This window comes from Calditrichia bacterium, assembly GCA_020634975.1.
In the GTDB taxonomy this organism is placed as follows: Bacteria; Calditrichota; Calditrichia; order RBG-13-44-9; family J075; genus JACKAQ01.
This window is the reverse complement of the sequence record JACKAQ010000001.1, coordinates 1,327,767-1,343,672: the sequence shown is the minus strand read 5'-3', so window position 1 is coordinate 1,343,672 and position 15,906 is coordinate 1,327,767. Positions and strand designations below refer to the sequence as shown.

Here is a 15,906-nt window from a genome sequence, read left to right as displayed (position 1 = left end):
CATAGTAGCTACGGGCAATAGATATGCCAATATAATAATAGCCGCTCAGACAATGCTCCAAGCAGCTGTAAATCAATGAGTTATCGTTTTTGAAAATTTTGTACTTAAGAGAGGTAAAAATATCAATCGACCAAATTCGTCGATTTCATCGACCGCAGCGGTCGATTACTTCATACCATGTTTCTTTAATTTGTAACGCAAATTTCGTTCGCTAAGCCCCAAAAGCTCTGCAGCCTTCGTCTGCACACCACCTGTTTTATCCAAAGCCTGCTGAATGAGTTTTTGCTCATACGCAGCCACCCTCTCTTCCAGATCACCGGTTGAGAGCTCTTGCTCGCTTTGTTTTTCCTGAACGGTAAGTGGCAAATCATCGCTTGTAATGAGCTCACCCCTACTGAGTACCACTGCTTGCTCGATAATATTTTCCAACTCCCGGACATTGCCGGGATAATCATACTTCATTAATAAATCCAACGCTTCTTTCGACGCCCGCTTCATCTTTTTTTGATTTTCATCTGAGAATTTTTGCAAAAAATGATTGATCAGTGGTGCAATATCGCTTCGGCGTTCCCGCAAGGGCGGCACAATGACACTCACCACATTCAAACGGTAGTAAAGATCTTCCCGGAACTTTCCTGTTTTGACGAGGTTTTCCAGATCGCGGTTGGTAGCTGCAATTATCCGCGTATCAACCTGAATTATTTCGGTGCCCCCGACGCGTTCAAAGGCCTGTTCCTGAATGGCCCGAAGCAGTTTTACCTGAACACCCGTGGGAATATCTCCTACCTCATCAATAAACAGGGTACCGCCGTGGGCCCGCTCAAACCGCCCTTTTACCTGTTGTACAGCCCCGGTAAAAGCGCCCTTTTCATGCCCAAATAATTCTGTTTCCAGCAACGTTTCCGACAGGGCCGCGCAGTTGACCGCGACAAACGAACCATCTTTTCGGGGACTGGCCGCATGAATGGCAAGAGCGATTTGTTCCTTGCCAGTGCCGCTTTCCCCACGGATCAAAACCGTTGCTTTACTCACTGCCACGCGAGCTGCCCTGCTCAACACCTCTTCCATTTCCCGACTATGGCTGATGATATTTTTGAATCGTGTTTTCTCAGCAAGCTGTTCCTTTAAACGTCGGTTTTCAGAAATTAACTGTTTTCTCTCCAGGTTTTTTTTGATCATGTGCTCAAGCTGAAGCAGATCAATTGGTTTGGTCAGGTAATCAATGGCCCCGCGTTTGAGCGCTTCCTTCGCCGACTCGATGCTGCCAAAAGCGGTCATCAGTACAACATCAATCTCGGGGTTAATCGCTTTGGCTTCCATCAGAACCTCCATGCCATTTTTCCCGGGCATTTTGAAATCCGTTAAAACCAGGTCGATTGGGTGCCTTCTCATCAATTGAATCCCTTCAATTGCCAAAGTCGTCTCTTCTACACCGAAGCCTTTATTCCGGAGAAAACCCGCAAGCGCTTTTAACTGCATGGGCTCATCATCGATTATCAAAATACGATATGCTGACATCAAACTGTCCTTTCTTTAATTGGTAAGAAGATTTTGAAATTCGTGCCGTGTCCGACCTGGCTCATCACATCGATTCTCCCGTCATGCTCGGAAACAATCCGGTGAGAAATGCTTAAACCCATACCCGTACCGTTCTCTTTGGTGGTAAAATACAAATCAAAAATGCGATCCAAATGCGCTGGCGTCATCCCAGTTCCCGTGTCGGCAATTTCCACAATCGCAAACCGGTCTCGCCGGTACAGATGTATTGTGATTTTGCCTTTGGCAGGAGTAGCGTGAATAGCATTTTGAAGTAAGTTGATGTATACCTGCTCCATTTGCTGCGCATCGATCAACAATTCAGTATCATTAACAACATCATAGTGGATGGTAACGCCCTGTTCTTTTGCCTGGCTTTCCACAAGTGTAATGGCTGCCTCGGCAATATCGGTCAATTTATGCATCCTCAACTCTAATTTGGGCGGGCGGGCAAATGCCAAAAATCGTTCGATGATAGCGCTGACTTGCCGGGTGGCAGTAACCACCGAGTTAGCCAAATTCCGATATTCCTCAAGTCTTTCCGTTGACTGAAATTCATAGGCAAACCGCTGGGCAGTTATACTGATGGCATTCAAGGGGTTCCGGATTTCATGGGCTACACCCGAAGCGAGTTCTCCCATAGCCGTTAGCTTTTCATGGCGTCTCAATCTCTCTTCGTAGGATTTTTTCTCCGTTAAGTCTTTGATTACCGCCACTGCAGATTCAACTTCACCGGTATCGTTATACAAAAGTATAGTAGTCACCGAAAGTACCACCTGGCGCTCATTCAACCGGTAAATCACTTCCTGATCGCGAACGACTTGCCCGGTTGATAAAGCTTCGTCTAACAAGGATGTCTGTTGGCCGATAATGTCGTGACAGGATTTGCCAAGCGTTTCCTCAGAAGGGCAATTAAATAATATATCTGCCGCCCGGTTAAATAAGGTAATGCGACCTTCTCGATTGACCGCTACCACGGCATCGGCCATATTTTCCAATATATTTCCGGTATAGGTTTTAATTTTGGTATAGGCATCATTGAGTAAGGCATAATTTTGATTGGAGACCCAAAAGTTGAACAAAATCACTCCGATGACGATAAAGCCAAAAATTACCGCGATTGCCCGTTGAATGGTTTGCGTCACGGCCTTGTTGGCGGCATGCATGCGTAACCCCACGCGTATCAACCCCAACAATTCCTCATCTACCATCAATGGTTTTACCGCTTCAAAAACTTCCTGATCGTCAAATTTTGTCACACGGGTCAAAAGACTGTCTCCGGCGATAGCTTGTTGTAAAAATGAATCTGTTTTCAATGTGGGCATGCGGGTTACATTTTTTGTTGCCGAGATAATGCCCTTTTCATCTTGTAAAACGATATAGGCAATTTCCTCATGTCCACCAATATCCTGAATAAGTTGACCAATACCCACTCGCTTGCGCAGATCGAGCAGTACCGCAGGATTTGCACAAAGCACCCAGGCGGTTTGAACAGTGCTACGTAAGGCGACCGCAAAATGAACTTTTCCCTCCCAATCCTCAACATACCCACTCGTTCTGTTGAGGTCCTGAGAAAACAATGATTCGACAAAATTTGCCACTTTTTCTGTTTCAAAATTATGTACAGCATTCTGCGGATATATAAATTTTTGTAAAACACCACGGTCTGTGACATAAAAAGATTTCGCTGCGCCGCTATCTTGCATCAGTTTTTCGAAACGGGATTTCGAGAGAGCCTTTTCTCTTTCCAGATGATTTAACAGAAGCGCCGTAGTGAAGAGGTGAATTTCGATGTATTTTTCAAATTCCCGGTATGACTCAACTGCATTTTCGGCGCTGATGGATAGCGCGGCAGTAACTGTTTCTGCTTCGTTCTGCAAAAGAGTCATCACATTTTTGCGACTCTGATTGATTTCAAAATAACCTGCCAAGATTCCTAAAAAGGCCAGGATAGCAACAAGCGATACGATAAACTTCGGACGGATCGTCCCCAATCTTTTGGGTAATGTAAATTGTTCTGTTTCGTTCATTATATTGACCCTTACTAAAAAATGCCATGACCATTTAACAGATGTAAACTAATAACACATAGGTTTACTAAGTAGTTTGTCAAATTAATTCTTGTATGTCCTTGTAATGACGCCCCAGCTTATTCCGGGCGTCGATTTTTGCGAATTTCCAGTTAACGGTTGTGCCGTCCAGGTTGCGTCTGAAAGCCCAGGCTTCAACCCCTTTGACCATTGTCGGATAATCGGCAATTCGTCGGTTGAGGCATTGCCTGGATAATGCGGCAAACTCTATCTCTGCCATGTTCAGCCAACTGGCTTTCTTCGGCGTATAGTGCAGTTCGAATTTCTGACCCAGTTCGAAGGCTTCTCTGGCGGACATCACCTTGTAAAACGAACCGGGGGTATGGGTATTGAGATTATCCTGAATCAAACGGATCTTCTCTACATGAGAATAATGACGTTCAACCATGTTTTTCATAAATTCACTATAGTCAACAGCGGTTCTTCGTTCCCTGACTTCGACATAGTGGAACCCACGATGGACATCAAAAGCAAGTAATACACAGCAGGACCCGTTCTTTTTGTATTCATAGTGAAACCATTTGGTCTTGCCCGGTGACATGGGAATGATGGCGCCGGCATCTCCAATCAAGAAACAGGGACGCTCATCAAAGCAAATCAAGGGACGCAATGGATCACAAGGCTGTTCATATTGATCGAGGACATCCTCCATATGCCAAAGATAGGATCCAGTAATTTGTCCAATGCACCACTGTTCCGACAACCAGGGTTTAATTTGTTTTTTTAAGACCTTTCGAACACTCTCGTGAGGGGAATAGCCAAGCTTTTGTATTCTTTCGATCAATACCGGCTTAAATTCTCTGTTGCGGTACTGGGCAATTTGAAGTTCTACCTCACCGTGGCTGCTAAGCATCTGCTTTGTTGAGGAGCCGTTGCGGCGGTTTTGATTTTACCGTATGTCGCATGGCTATGCGCGTGGTTGTGATGATGTGCCACTGCCTGTTCCTTTCTGAATTTTTGTATGCCAAGCCAGTTTGACAATAGAAGAGACATCCTGGCGGGATGTCTCTTCTATTGTCGTTAAATTTCGTCAATTGCAAACCATTTGTAGAGCGCCGGAATAACCAGCAGGGTTAGCATGGTTGAGCTTACCAGACTAATGATTCAGGCTTTGGTCCATGCCACCTCCTCGCCCCGTTTAACGCTGTTGCTGCGAACAGTATTCAGCACTTCCGTCATATAGATTTTGCCGTCGCCCGGATATTACAACCAACGAATCCGGTAGAAGATGTAATCAAGCGACTATCTGAACCGGCTAAAGCTAAAACTAATTTTTCACCCGCATGGCATTAAAAATGGCTGCTAAAGCAACACCCATATCGCCGAAAACCGCCTCCCACATGGTAGCCACGCCCGCCACACCCAGGATGATAAACAACAATTTTACGCCCAAGGCGAAAATAATATTCTGCCAAACTATTTTCCGAGTTTTCTTGGCCACTTCTACAGCGGTAGCCACCTTAGAAGGATGATCGGCCATCAGCACCACGTCGGCAGTTTCGATAGCGGCGTCTGAGCCTATAGCGCCCATGGCAATCCCGACATCCGCGCGGGCCAGCACCGGGGCGTCATTGATCCCGTCGCCAACAAATGCTACCTTGCCCGGCTTATTTTCGGCTATGATCCGTTCCAGATGGCTTACCTTATCTTGCGGTAGCAACTCGTAATAAAACTGGCTGATTTTCAGTTTCCTGGCCACTGCTTCAGCGGCGGTTTTGTTGTCTCCGGTTAACATCACTGTTTTAATGTTCCTGGCGCTTAGTTTCTCAATGGCTTCCAGAGCATCCTCCTTCAATTGGTCGGAAATAATAATATACCCAGCGTATGTATGATCCACAGCCAGATGCGCCACAGTTCCTTCGACATTGCACCGTTGATGAGCAATATTCTCCCTGTGCAATAAGCGATCGTTTCCAACGGTAATTACCTGACCGTTCACTCTGGCGATAATGCCATGCCCGGAAATCTCATTTATTTCCTCCACTCCGGAAAGATTCACCTTCTGAGCAAAAGCATCCAATATAGCTGTGGCGATGGGGTGATTGGAATTGGCTTCGGCAAGGGCGGCATATTGTAGTACTTGTGCTTCAGAGAATCCATTTTCGGTAACAATTTCAGACACTCGAAATTCGCCTTTGGTAAGCGTACCGGTTTTGTCGAACACCACCACTTTGAGTTGATTGAGCGCATCAAGATAGTTGGAGCCTTTTACCAAAATTCCTTTCTTTGCAGCGCCTCCTATCCCGCCGAAATAACCCAGTGGAATACTGATCACCAAAGCGCAGGGGCAGGAGATCACCAGAACCACCAGAGCGCGGTAAATCCAGTCCGCAAAAGTGGCGTCGGAAAGGAGTAGCGGCGGAATTATAGCCAAAGCCAAGGCGCCAAAAACGACTGCCGGCGTGTAATACCTGGCAAAAGTGGTAATAAATTTTTCCGTCTCGGCCTTTTTACTGGCGGCATTTTCAACCAATTCCAAAATCCTGGCAATGGATGATTCCCGGTAGGGTTTACTCACTTTTACAGTTAACACACCGGACTGGTTAATCATTCCCGATAGCACCGTGTCGTTGGGGCGTGCTTTTACGGGCACGGATTCACCAGTCAAAGCTGAGGTATTCACAAAGGACTGCCCCTCTAAAACTTCGCCGTCGAGCGGGATTTTTTCGCCGGCTTTAACCACAATGGTCTGGCCGACGCTTACAGTTTCCGGCGCTACCTGCTGAAGTTCTCCATTCAATTTTAGATTAGCGTAATCCGGCTTTAAGGCCAGGAGGGATTGCACCGATTTTCGGGAACGATTCACCGCCAAATCCTGGAAAAATTCGCCGACCACATAAAACAGCATCACCGCTACTGCTTCCGGCATTTCATCAATTGCAATGGCGCCCAGGGTAGCGATGGTCATCAAAAACTGCTCGTCGAAAACCCGGCCTTTAATGATATTTTTTATCGCTCCCCAAATGACTTTATAACCGCTGATAAGATAAGCAATGCCGTAAACCAGGTATTCCCCGATCCGGAAAGGAGAATTATGGAGCCGATCTTCGAAGAATATTCCGCCGATCAAGAACAGGATGGTTAAAAAAATCCGAGTCAATTCCGCTCTGTTTTCCAACAACCCAGACTTAGAAACACCGAGCGATGGCGTAGCGGTTTCCACAACCTCCACATCAGGTTCCAACTCTTTGATCCTGGCCAGGGTTTTTTGGGGGTTGTTGGAATCCAGCAGCAGGGTTGAGGTGGCGAAATTCACGGAAACGAACTTAACCTCCTCAAGCCGGGCCAAACCGTTTTCTATTTTGGCGGCACAGGCGGCGCAATCCAGATTTTTTAAAGTATATTTTTGCATGACTTCACTTTCCAATTTATAACTGCTGATTTATTTTTAAATTCTCGGGAAGGTGGCTCGCTATTGAAGAAGCTGCGTCTGCTTCTGAATCATACCGCTTCCTCGCCCCGTTTATCGCTGCTGATGCGTACAGCATCCAGCACTTCCGCCACATAGATTTTGCCGTCGCCCCGCAATCCGGTGTGGGCGTTCTTTTGAATGGCATCAACGATTTCATTCACCAATACGTCGAGGCAAACGATTTCAATCTTCACATGTGGCACAAAATCATACAGTTGCTCCTTGATTGAAGGGTTGCCCCTGCCGCGCCCAAATCCGCGAACATCATTCACACTCATTCCAGTTAAACCTTCAATTTTGTGCAGCGCCATTGTCACCGGGCTTAATTTGTGTGGTTTTATGTAAGCGATAATCTGTTTCATCTTATTTTTCCTTTTACTATTGGGATTGTAAAATTGATGCAGGGAGGTGTTATGCCCTCCCTGCAAACTAAAGCAGGTTACTGATTCAAAGCTGCTCGTTCCGGTGCAACCTCCACCGCAAACCAATTGTAAATTGCCGGAATGACCAGCAGCGTGAGGATAGTGGAAGTCACTAATCCCCCGATCACCACCGTCGCCAGCGGTCGCTGCACCTCACTGCCGGTGCCGCTGGAAAGCAACAGGGGAATCAATCCCAAAGCAGTGGTAATGGCTGTCATCAGCACCGGGCGCAATCGCAGCAGTGCGCCATGAATGGATGCCTCATCCATTTTTACCCCATCTTTCAGAAGTTGGTTCAGGTAAGTTACCAGCACCATTCCGTTTTCCAGGGCAATGCCGAACAGGGCAATGAATCCCACTGAGGAGGGCACGGAGAGATTCTGACCGGTCAGCCATAATCCCACTACCCCGCCAACCAGCGCCAGGGGAATGTTCAGCAAAATCAAAAAGGTATTTTTGAGGGAGTTAAAGCTGGAGAATAACAGCAAAAGATGATCAACAATGTAATCGGAATGACCACCGCCAGGCGTTTATTGGCTTCCTGCTGCAAGCGGAACTGTCCGCCCCAGGTTACCAGGTAGCCGGGCGGTAGTTGAACATTTTCGCTGATGGCTTTTTGGGCCTTCCTCGACGAAGGAGCCGATATCACGCCAATGACATTACACTGGATGGTAATAAATCGGCTGTTGTTTTCACGGGTGATCTGCCGCGGGCCGACAATCTCTTCCACAGTCGCCAGTTGCGCCAGGGGCACTTTTGTTCCGTTCGGGGCAGAGATCAATATCTCTTCGATCGCTTCCGGTGTGTTGCGAAAGTCCTCCGCAAAGCGCACCAGTACATCAAAGCGGCGGATGCCTTCAAAAATCTGCCCGGCAGTTTCCCCGCCGACCGCTGCCCGGATCACTTGCTGAACGTCGGAGATGTTGATCCCGTAGCGAGCGATGGCGTGGCGGTCCACTTTGATGAGCAACTGCGGCGTGCCGCTGACCTGGTCAGCCTGAACGTCTGCCGCGCCGCGCACCCGGCTGATAACCGCTACAATTTCATCGGCCTCTTGCTTCAACACATCCAGATCATCGCCAAACAGCTTGATGGCCAGTTCCGCCCGCACCCCTTCTAATAATTCATCCACCGTCATCTGGATCGGCTGGGTAAAGTTGACCAGCACCCCGGGAATTTCAGCAACCCGTTCACGGATCACTTCTTCCAGTTCCTGCTGGGTTTCCGCGCTGCGCCATTCTTCCTTCGGTTTCAGCAGCACGTACATTTCCGCGCTGTTGATGGGATCGGTATGCGCGCCCACTTCCCCCCGCCCGATGCGGGTGACTGCACCGGTGACTTCCGGAATTTTCATCAGGCGACGCTCGGCAATCTGGGTAATGCGGGTGCTCTCAGTGAGTGAAATAGAGGGCGCCATGGTCAGGCGCATTACGATGGTGCCTTCCTGCAAGGTAGGGGTAAATTCGGAGCCTAATCGCGGAAATATGGCCAGACCGATGATCATTAATATTGTTGCTAAAACGATGGCCAGGGAGCGCCGTTTGACGAAAAAAGTCACCACCGGGCGGTAAATTTTCATCAAACAGCGAACCAAAAAAATTTCATTGGATTCGCCGTCGCTTTGTTGTTTTTGGGGACGGCGCATGAAAATGTCTGATAACACCGGCGCTAATAGCACCGCAAATATCAAAGAACCGAACATGGCAAGCGCCACTGCATACGCCAGCGGTTGAAAGGTTTTTCCCTCCACCCCTTGCAGGGTAAATAAGGGCAGGAAGACCACAATGATAATGAAAATAGCAAACAGGATCGGCTGTACCACCTCTTTGCAGGCACGCGCCACGACATGGATACGCGGTTCATTGGGACTCGATTCTCGTAGCATGCGATCGACATTTTCCACCATCACAATGGTGCCGTCAACCATCATCCCGATAGCAATGGCCAGCCCACCGAATGACATGAGGTTGGCAGAAATGTCAAAATAATACATACCGATCATGGCGAAAAGGATGGAAAAGGGAATTGAAAGCGCCACCACCAGGCTGGGGCGGAATGATCCCATAAACACCAACAGAACCAAAGCTACCAGCAAGATACCCTGCAGCAAGGCGTCGGTAACTGTGTTCACGCAGGCTTCCACCAGGGTTTTCTGCTCGTAGTAGGGCACAATTCGGATCCCTTCCGGCAGAATATTGTTGATTTCCGCCATTTTGTCCTCCACCCGCCCAATGACCGTGGAAGAATTGCTACCGAACAGTTTGATCACCATCCCGGAAACCACTTCGCTGATGCCGTTGCGGGTCTGCACGCCCCGCCGGATGGCGCCCCCGGTACGGATATCGGCTAATTCTTTCAAATAAACCGGGATGCCATCTTCCGCCTTAACGACAATATTTTCCATATCTTCGATAGTGGAAGCCAGCCCAACCGAGCGCACAATGAATTCTTCAGCGTTTTTCTCAATAAACTGGGCGCCCACGTTCAGGTTGTTGGCTTTTATTTTATCAATGATCTCATTTACGGTGACGTCATAGCGCAGCAGAGCGTTGGGGTCTAAAACGGTGTGATACTGCTTTTCCCAACCGCCGATGCCCAGCACTTCCGTGACGCCGGGAACGGTCTGCAACTGGAATTTGATCAGCCAGTCCTGAATGGTGCGCAGCTCTTGCAGCGAATATTGGCCGGTGGTGTCCTCTAAATAATAAAAGAGCACCAACCCCATTCCGGTGGAGATCGGTCCCATCACCGGATCACCGAAGCCTGCGGGAATCTGCTCCCGCGCCTCCTGCAAGCGCTCGTTCACCAGTTGACGGGAAAAGTAAATTTCGGTGCCGTCGTCAAAATAAACGTTCACCACCGAGAGACCGAAGTTGGATATTGAACGGATATTTTTCAAATTCGGTAGCCCGTTCATGGCCACTTCCACCGGGTAGGTCACGTATTTTTCCACCTCTTCCGGGGCCAGCCCTTCGGTAACTGTAAAGACCTGCACCAGGTTGGGGGAGACATCCGGGAATGCGTCTATCGGCAACTTTTGATAGCTGTAATAGCCGCCGGCGATAATCAGCGCAGCCAGCACGATCATCAGTAGGCGGTTTTTCAAAACAAAATCTATGGTCTTGTTCATTGCCTTACCTTTTTTTTAAGTGTTTTTAATGCCCGTGGCCGCCGCCGAAGGATTCCTTTTGCAGTTCAGCTTTCAGCGTGAACCCACCTTTGGCAACATACATCACTCCCGGTTTCAACCCGGACAGAATCTCCACATTGGCAAGGTTGCTGCGCCCAATAGTCACCGGCTGTGGTTTAAAACCGTCCGCGGTTTTCACGAAAATCACAGTCTGGTCTTCATAGGTTTCCAATGCGGTTTTCGGCACTACCGTGGATGCGGTTACCGATTCAGTCACTATCCGCCCGTTAACGAACAAACCGGGACGCCAGTGACCATTGTGGTTGGGCACTACCACCCGGGCAATGGCTGTACGAGTTGCCTCATCCACTACCGGGCTGATGTAGGAAATTTTGCCCTGCGCATCCGGCATTTTCACACCCCCGGAGATGACCGCCATTTGGCCGGTTCCGATAAACGGCAGGTCTTTTTGATATACGTTTAAATCCGCCCACACATAGCTGAGGTCAGCAACCACAATGTCATGGCTGGCATCGCTAATCACTTCGCCTTTGGTAAGGTGCATTTCGATCACCGTGCCGTCAATAAGCGAAGTAACTTCATAAGGCGCCAGGCTTTCGTTGCTTTCGATAACAGCCAACACTTCACCTTTTTTGACTTTATCACCAATCTTTTTATGCACCGTTTTAACGATACCGGAAAAGCGCGGGGTAATGTGCGCCAGCCGGTCGGGATCGATTTTGATTTCACCGGTCAAGTCGATATGCAATTGAATTTGGCCTTCCCCGGCGGTGGCCAGTTCGATCCCAAATTCCTGCAGTTCTTCATTACTCAGGCGTGCAATTTCTTCGCCATGCCCGTTTTCCTCGTCGTTTTCCGCATCTCCGCCGGCTTCATTATGTCCGCTATGCTCCTCACCGCTTTCCACACTGCCTGGCGAATGGCTGTCATTTGCCGAAAAAACAAACTCCTGCACAATCATCCCCACAACCACCCCCAGGATCAGCGTAAGAGCGATGATTAATTTATTACTTCCATTCATGATACTTTACCTTTGCGTTATAAGATTTCACTTTTGAAATCATTTGTGATTTCATCCGATTTACTCCCCGGATGGGAGTGATTTTATCGGGATTGCTTTCGTTATTTTATAGTGTTGATTTCTTGAGCGATTAAACGTTCGATTTCTGCCGTGACAGTATGAAAATCTGCCAGGGCGCGCAGGTATTGGCCGCGGGCTTCAAAGAGGGTGCGCTGGGCGTCCAGCACATCCAGAAAATTAAATCGCCCTTGCAAATAACCATTGTTGATGGTGTCAAACGCCTTTTGCGCTTCCGGTAAAATTTGATCGCGCAGGGTTGTCGCTTCGTTAAACACATTTTGCAGACTGCTGTAGGCCTGCGATAGCGCTGCGTTAAGCTGCACTTCTACGGCCTGTTTTTCCCGCAAGGTCTGCAATAAACGAACTCGCGCTTCCTGCCGGGCGCCCTGATTGCGGTTGGAAAAAGGCAGGGGAATGGATATCCCGGCAACAACGGCGTTATCATCGCTTCCGTTTAAGCGCCGTACCCCACCGCTGATAGTTGGATCGGGAATGCGCAGGGCGTCTTCCAAAGCGACGACCGCCTGGCGCTGTTCCAGTTCCGTGGCAAATCGGGCTAAATCGGGATTTTGCAGGAGCAGTGGTGTTAGTTTTTCCTGCGGCGGGATGGAATAGAGTGTATCCAATAAACCTGCAGCCCGCATGAATCCAGCGTTTCGGCTTCCCCAGACTGCGACCAGCCGTGTCCGTGCAGCGTCTAATTCCCGGCGGGCGCGCTCCAGTTCCATCTGCTGTGTGGATAAGCGCACCCGCGCCCGCGACAACTCAGCGGGGGATACTTTTCCAGCCTTCACTCGTTCGCTGATGGTTTGCAGGAGTTGTTCGGCCAACTGCGCCAGTTCTTCATTCAGCTTCACGCGCTGTTGGTCAGAAAGAACTTCAACAAATGCCCGGCGCACTTCCGTAAATACATCCAACCGGGCGCTTTCGTAACCCCAGGCAGCCAGGTCGCTTTCCAGGGCTGCGGCCCGCACTGCCTTACCCCGTTTGCCGCCTAATAAAATTGATTGCCCTAAAGACAGGGTGGTTTCCAATTCACCGCTTCCGCTGAATGCCCCGCTGCCGGCAAAATTTCCCAGTTCAATTCCCAGTTCCGGATTTGGGTAAAGACTGGCTTGCAGCGCCCGTGCCTCTGCTGCGCGAATTTCATAAGAAAAAGACGCCAGCGCCGGGTTTTGCAAAAGCGCCAGTGAAAGCGCCTGCCGCAGGGTAATAACGCCCGCCGGGTTTTCCTGCAAATAGGAAGCGGTATCGGCTGTCTCCTGCGGCGATGGGGGAAGATATCGATTATAATCCGCTGTCAGCGGCCGCGGCTCCGGCAGCCGGGCGTTGGTTCGATGGGCCGCGCACCCGGAAATCAAAAATAGTAAGATCAGTCCATATAGATGGAGATGTTTCCAAATCATGTTTACCTCTGCAAGTAACAAATTATGTTCGACTTAGATCATTTGGTACAAAGACAATGGAAACGCACGAAGACAAGCCTCGTCGCTTTCATTGGCAAAAAAATGTTGCAGAGGGTTTAAATCAGTAGAACTATAGAGTGAAGTATATTAAGTGAGGGATTGCTTATGTTTTTGTGTTCAAAGGCAGGGTTTTGGAAAAAGTCCTCAACAGTGCTGAATTGGTAAGAATGCTGGCCATTTACCAAGATTAAAAGTGCTTGTAAAGTGGATTTGTTCTGTTGATTTGGGGCCTTATACTCACACTCGGAATGGAGTGTCACATCAAAGCAGGGGCCGCAGTGTTCCGCAGCGAAAGCGCCGGAGAAAATGATCGAAGCACCCGTTTCCGTATGAGAAGGCAATGATTCGGGATCGTTACATTTGGCTTGATCACGGCTGGATTCAACCGCGATATGGCCATCAGTGCCGATACAAAGCACATATCCTGATAATCCGCCGTGCAGCATGAGAAAATGAAGCGCAAAAATGCAGGTAAAAAAAAGGCTTAGAGTGTGTTTAAGTTTTTTATATCGTAATAATTTTTTCATTGACTCTAAAAATCGGTTTACAAATTATTTATCATCGAATCGGTAAAAAAAAAATTAGTATGAAATTTGGGTGTACCATTTTTAAAAGTCAAGGCATTATTTTTCAATGTTTTGAAAACCAGCATTCGCATATATCTTTTGAAGATTTTCGATTATTTAAGCATATATTTTTATTTATAGAAAAACATTAACTTAATTTGTTCATAGTGTGCAATTATCAGAACGGCGGATTCCAGAGGCTATTTTAAAAACTGGGGGAAGTTCATCATCTTGCTTTGCTTTTGATAATTTTAGATGATTTTGAAAAAAAGCTGTTCCCTGATAAACCGTTTCGTCGGTATGCCTGTTATAATGTCGTCGATAGAATAAATACGGCAAGAAAAACTGGGCTTACCGTTGCGCCCTTCCAAATCGACACCATCAATCCGGATCGATGGAGAGCCGAAAAAGCCCACTTCAAACGCTTTCTCCGGCGAATCAACATTGACCAATTCCAAATCCACATCGATATTTTCTTCTTCCAAGACAGTTTTTAAATTCTCCAGTGTTGCTATATAAGAGGGGCAATTCTCGAAATAGAGAAACTCGATTTTTTTCACGTCTTCTCCTAACTTTGTTTTTCACTTTTCTTTTAACTCCGACGGATATCCGATATTCGCCGTAGCCGCAGTCAAATCATCAACACTCACTTTGACCGGATCGTACAAAATTAACGCTTTTGGTGGATTAAATCTCACCTCCGCATTAATTACACACACCATCGACTTTGACCAAGCTTTGCTGTACAGTCAATGCGCAGCCGCCACAGGTCATGCTATGTACCGTGAGCACCACTTTCTGGGGGGATATAGACGGCGGCGGCGCGTTTTGAACGGCAGCTGTCAGGCTCGGCGCGAGATAGGGAAACGCAACCAACCCCAGCGACAGTACCGTAACGATCCACAAGGTGGTTTTCATGAATTTTTTACGCTGCGGCGTGGCGCACTGCCCATCGGTATCGCAGCACTCTTCTGTTTTGGGCTTTTTGTACACTTGGTAATAGGCAAAACCCAGGAATACAAAGGTGATGCCCATAAAGATCGGGCGATAGGTCTCGAAGGCCGCGAGATTTCCTGCCCAGGAGCCCCCGATTCCCAGCGCCAGCAGCACCAGCGGCCCGATGCAGCAAATCGACGCGCCAATCGCGCCCACAATCACACCAAAAATGCCCCACTTCCCCGCCTTTTCTCTATTCCATATCGCTTTCATTTATGATTCCTTTTACCTTTTTACTCTTGTCTTCAATTGATCCAGTCAATCTTGTCCCAGGGAAGGGGTGGCTTATCATGTAAGGAAACGCTTACACTCCGCTATTGATCCTGTCTGAAATATTTTAAAACACTTCGCTTTCAATCGCATCCAAAATCGGGCACTCACCGGTATCTTTGCGATGATGACAGGCATCCGCGAGCTTTGTCAGCACCTCGCGGATGCGTTGCAAATAGACAATCTTCTGATCGATATCGTGGATTTTTGCCTCCGTTTGGGCCCGCACTTCCTCGCAATTACTTTTGGCATCCACGCGTAACTCCAACAATTCTTTGATTTCATTGAGTGTAAACCCCAGCACCTTGGCGTGACGGATGAACGCCAGCTGGGTAAAATCTTCTTCCGAGTACATCCGGTAGCCGGAAGGCTTGCGTTCCGGCTTGGGCATCATCCTAATGCGTTCGTAATAACGGATCGTTTCCACATTTACACCGGCGCGTTTGGCCAGTTGTCCCACTGTCAAAGGCTTCATATTTACCTCACTTCTAAGAATAACGACCCGGAGTATAGTACGGGGTTCCATAAATTATTAATTTATTATAATAAATTCTTTACAGGAACGAAATATAAACTCCGTACCATAATCCGGAGTCAAATCTTTTTGTTCTTTTCTCAATCATTCGGAATTGAATTCATCTGTTTCAAATTAACCGATGTTTTCTGCTGTCTTACGTAGAATACTCTTCAGGGGTTGTAGAATATTCTCCAACCTGTTTTCCCTGAAAAAGTTTGAAAATCGTTTAAGATATTGTTTTTATTTAGATTATAAATTTACAACAATGATGGTATAGGGGTTGCTCATTAATTCCATAGAACGAAAAAAAGAGGAGACATCTATGACCATCCTTATTCAAACATTAACCACCAGTCTAATTGTAATCGGATTATTAGTGATCTTTTATTTCGTCACGCG

11 protein-coding genes and 1 pseudogene are annotated in these 15,906 nt (G+C 47.7%); all 12 read right to left on the bottom strand.

The annotated features are described in order from the left end of the window. Positions 1 to 165 precede the first annotated feature (165 nt). The 12 genes and pseudogenes from H6629_05440 to H6629_05385 all read right to left on the bottom strand — a co-directional run bounded on the left by H6629_05440 (position 166) and on the right by H6629_05385 (position 15,465). Complete coding sequence (locus H6629_05440; GenBank protein MCB9067233.1) at positions 166 to 1,518, bottom strand: sigma-54-dependent Fis family transcriptional regulator; 1,353 nt, start codon at positions 1,516 to 1,518, stop codon at positions 166 to 168. Then, positions 1,518 to 3,566 (bottom strand): PAS domain-containing protein, encoded by a 2,049-nt coding sequence (locus tag H6629_05435; protein ID MCB9067232.1) that lies wholly within the window; start codon positions 3,564 to 3,566, stop codon positions 1,518 to 1,520. The genes H6629_05440 and H6629_05435 overlap by 1 nt, the downstream gene beginning before the upstream one ends. A gap of 79 nt (positions 3,567 to 3,645) precedes the next feature. Further along, the gene (locus H6629_05430) at positions 3,646 to 4,479 is read right to left on the bottom strand and encodes an IS630 family transposase (GenBank protein MCB9067231.1); all 834 of its coding nucleotides are present in this window, start codon (positions 4,477 to 4,479) and stop codon (positions 3,646 to 3,648) included. Positions 4,480 to 4,893: 414 nt separating this feature from the next. Next, entirely contained in the window at positions 4,894 to 6,978 is a 2,085-nt protein-coding gene (gene cadA, locus H6629_05425; GenBank protein MCB9067230.1) for a cadmium-translocating P-type ATPase, read from the bottom strand. 89 nt (positions 6,979 to 7,067) lie between these two features. Then, positions 7,068 to 7,400 (bottom strand): P-II family nitrogen regulator, encoded by a 333-nt coding sequence (locus H6629_05420; GenBank protein ID MCB9067229.1) that lies wholly within the window; start codon positions 7,398 to 7,400, stop codon positions 7,068 to 7,070. A 77-nt stretch (positions 7,401 to 7,477) separates the two neighbouring features. Then, positions 7,478 to 10,590 (bottom strand): annotated as a pseudogene (locus tag H6629_05415) (efflux RND transporter permease subunit). A gap of 25 nt (positions 10,591 to 10,615) precedes the next feature. Beyond that, a complete protein-coding gene (locus tag H6629_05410; protein ID MCB9067228.1) occupies positions 10,616 to 11,632 on the bottom strand; it encodes an efflux RND transporter periplasmic adaptor subunit in 1,017 nt (338 codons plus the stop codon). Positions 11,633 to 11,733: 101 nt separating this feature from the next. Next, a complete protein-coding gene (locus H6629_05405) occupies positions 11,734 to 13,098 on the bottom strand; it encodes a TolC family protein (protein MCB9067227.1) in 1,365 nt (454 codons plus the stop codon). A gap of 116 nt (positions 13,099 to 13,214) precedes the next feature. Continuing rightward, positions 13,215 to 13,685: a hypothetical protein gene (locus tag H6629_05400; GenBank protein MCB9067226.1), complete on the bottom strand. Its 471-nt coding sequence runs from the start codon at positions 13,683 to 13,685 to the stop codon at positions 13,215 to 13,217. 290 nt (positions 13,686 to 13,975) lie between these two features. Next, positions 13,976 to 14,284, bottom strand: a complete 309-nt coding sequence (locus tag H6629_05395; GenBank protein MCB9067225.1) for a DUF2703 domain-containing protein — start codon at positions 14,282 to 14,284, stop codon at positions 13,976 to 13,978. Between the two features lie 145 nt (positions 14,285 to 14,429). After that, complete coding sequence (locus H6629_05390) at positions 14,430 to 14,933, bottom strand: hypothetical protein (protein MCB9067224.1); 504 nt, start codon at positions 14,931 to 14,933, stop codon at positions 14,430 to 14,432. Positions 14,934 to 15,057: 124 nt separating this feature from the next. Continuing rightward, entirely contained in the window at positions 15,058 to 15,465 is a 408-nt protein-coding gene (locus tag H6629_05385) for a MerR family DNA-binding protein (protein MCB9067223.1), read from the bottom strand. Positions 15,466 to 15,906 lie beyond the last annotated feature (441 nt).

Coding starts and splice junctions, on each gene's coding strand:
- H6629_05440 (MCB9067233.1), bottom strand. CDS start 1,518: ATGTCAGCATATCGTATTTTGATAATCGATGATGAGCCCATGCAGTTA.
- H6629_05435 (MCB9067232.1), bottom strand. CDS start 3,566: ATGAACGAAACAGAACAATTTACATTACCCAAAAGATTGGGGACGATC.
- H6629_05430 (MCB9067231.1), bottom strand. CDS start 4,479: ATGCTTAGCAGCCACGGTGAGGTAGAACTTCAAATTGCCCAGTACCGC.
- cadA (MCB9067230.1), bottom strand. CDS start 6,978: ATGCAAAAATATACTTTAAAAAATCTGGATTGCGCCGCCTGTGCCGCC.
- H6629_05420 (MCB9067229.1), bottom strand. CDS start 7,400: ATGAAACAGATTATCGCTTACATAAAACCACACAAATTAAGCCCGGTG.
- H6629_05410 (MCB9067228.1), bottom strand. CDS start 11,632: ATGAATGGAAGTAATAAATTAATCATCGCTCTTACGCTGATCCTGGGG.
- H6629_05405 (MCB9067227.1), bottom strand. CDS start 13,098: ATGATTTGGAAACATCTCCATCTATATGGACTGATCTTACTATTTTTG.
- H6629_05400 (MCB9067226.1), bottom strand. CDS start 13,685: ATGAAAAAATTATTACGATATAAAAAACTTAAACACACTCTAAGCCTT.
- H6629_05390 (MCB9067224.1), bottom strand. CDS start 14,933: ATGAAAGCGATATGGAATAGAGAAAAGGCGGGGAAGTGGGGCATTTTT.
- H6629_05385 (MCB9067223.1), bottom strand. CDS start 15,465: ATGAAGCCTTTGACAGTGGGACAACTGGCCAAACGCGCCGGTGTAAAT.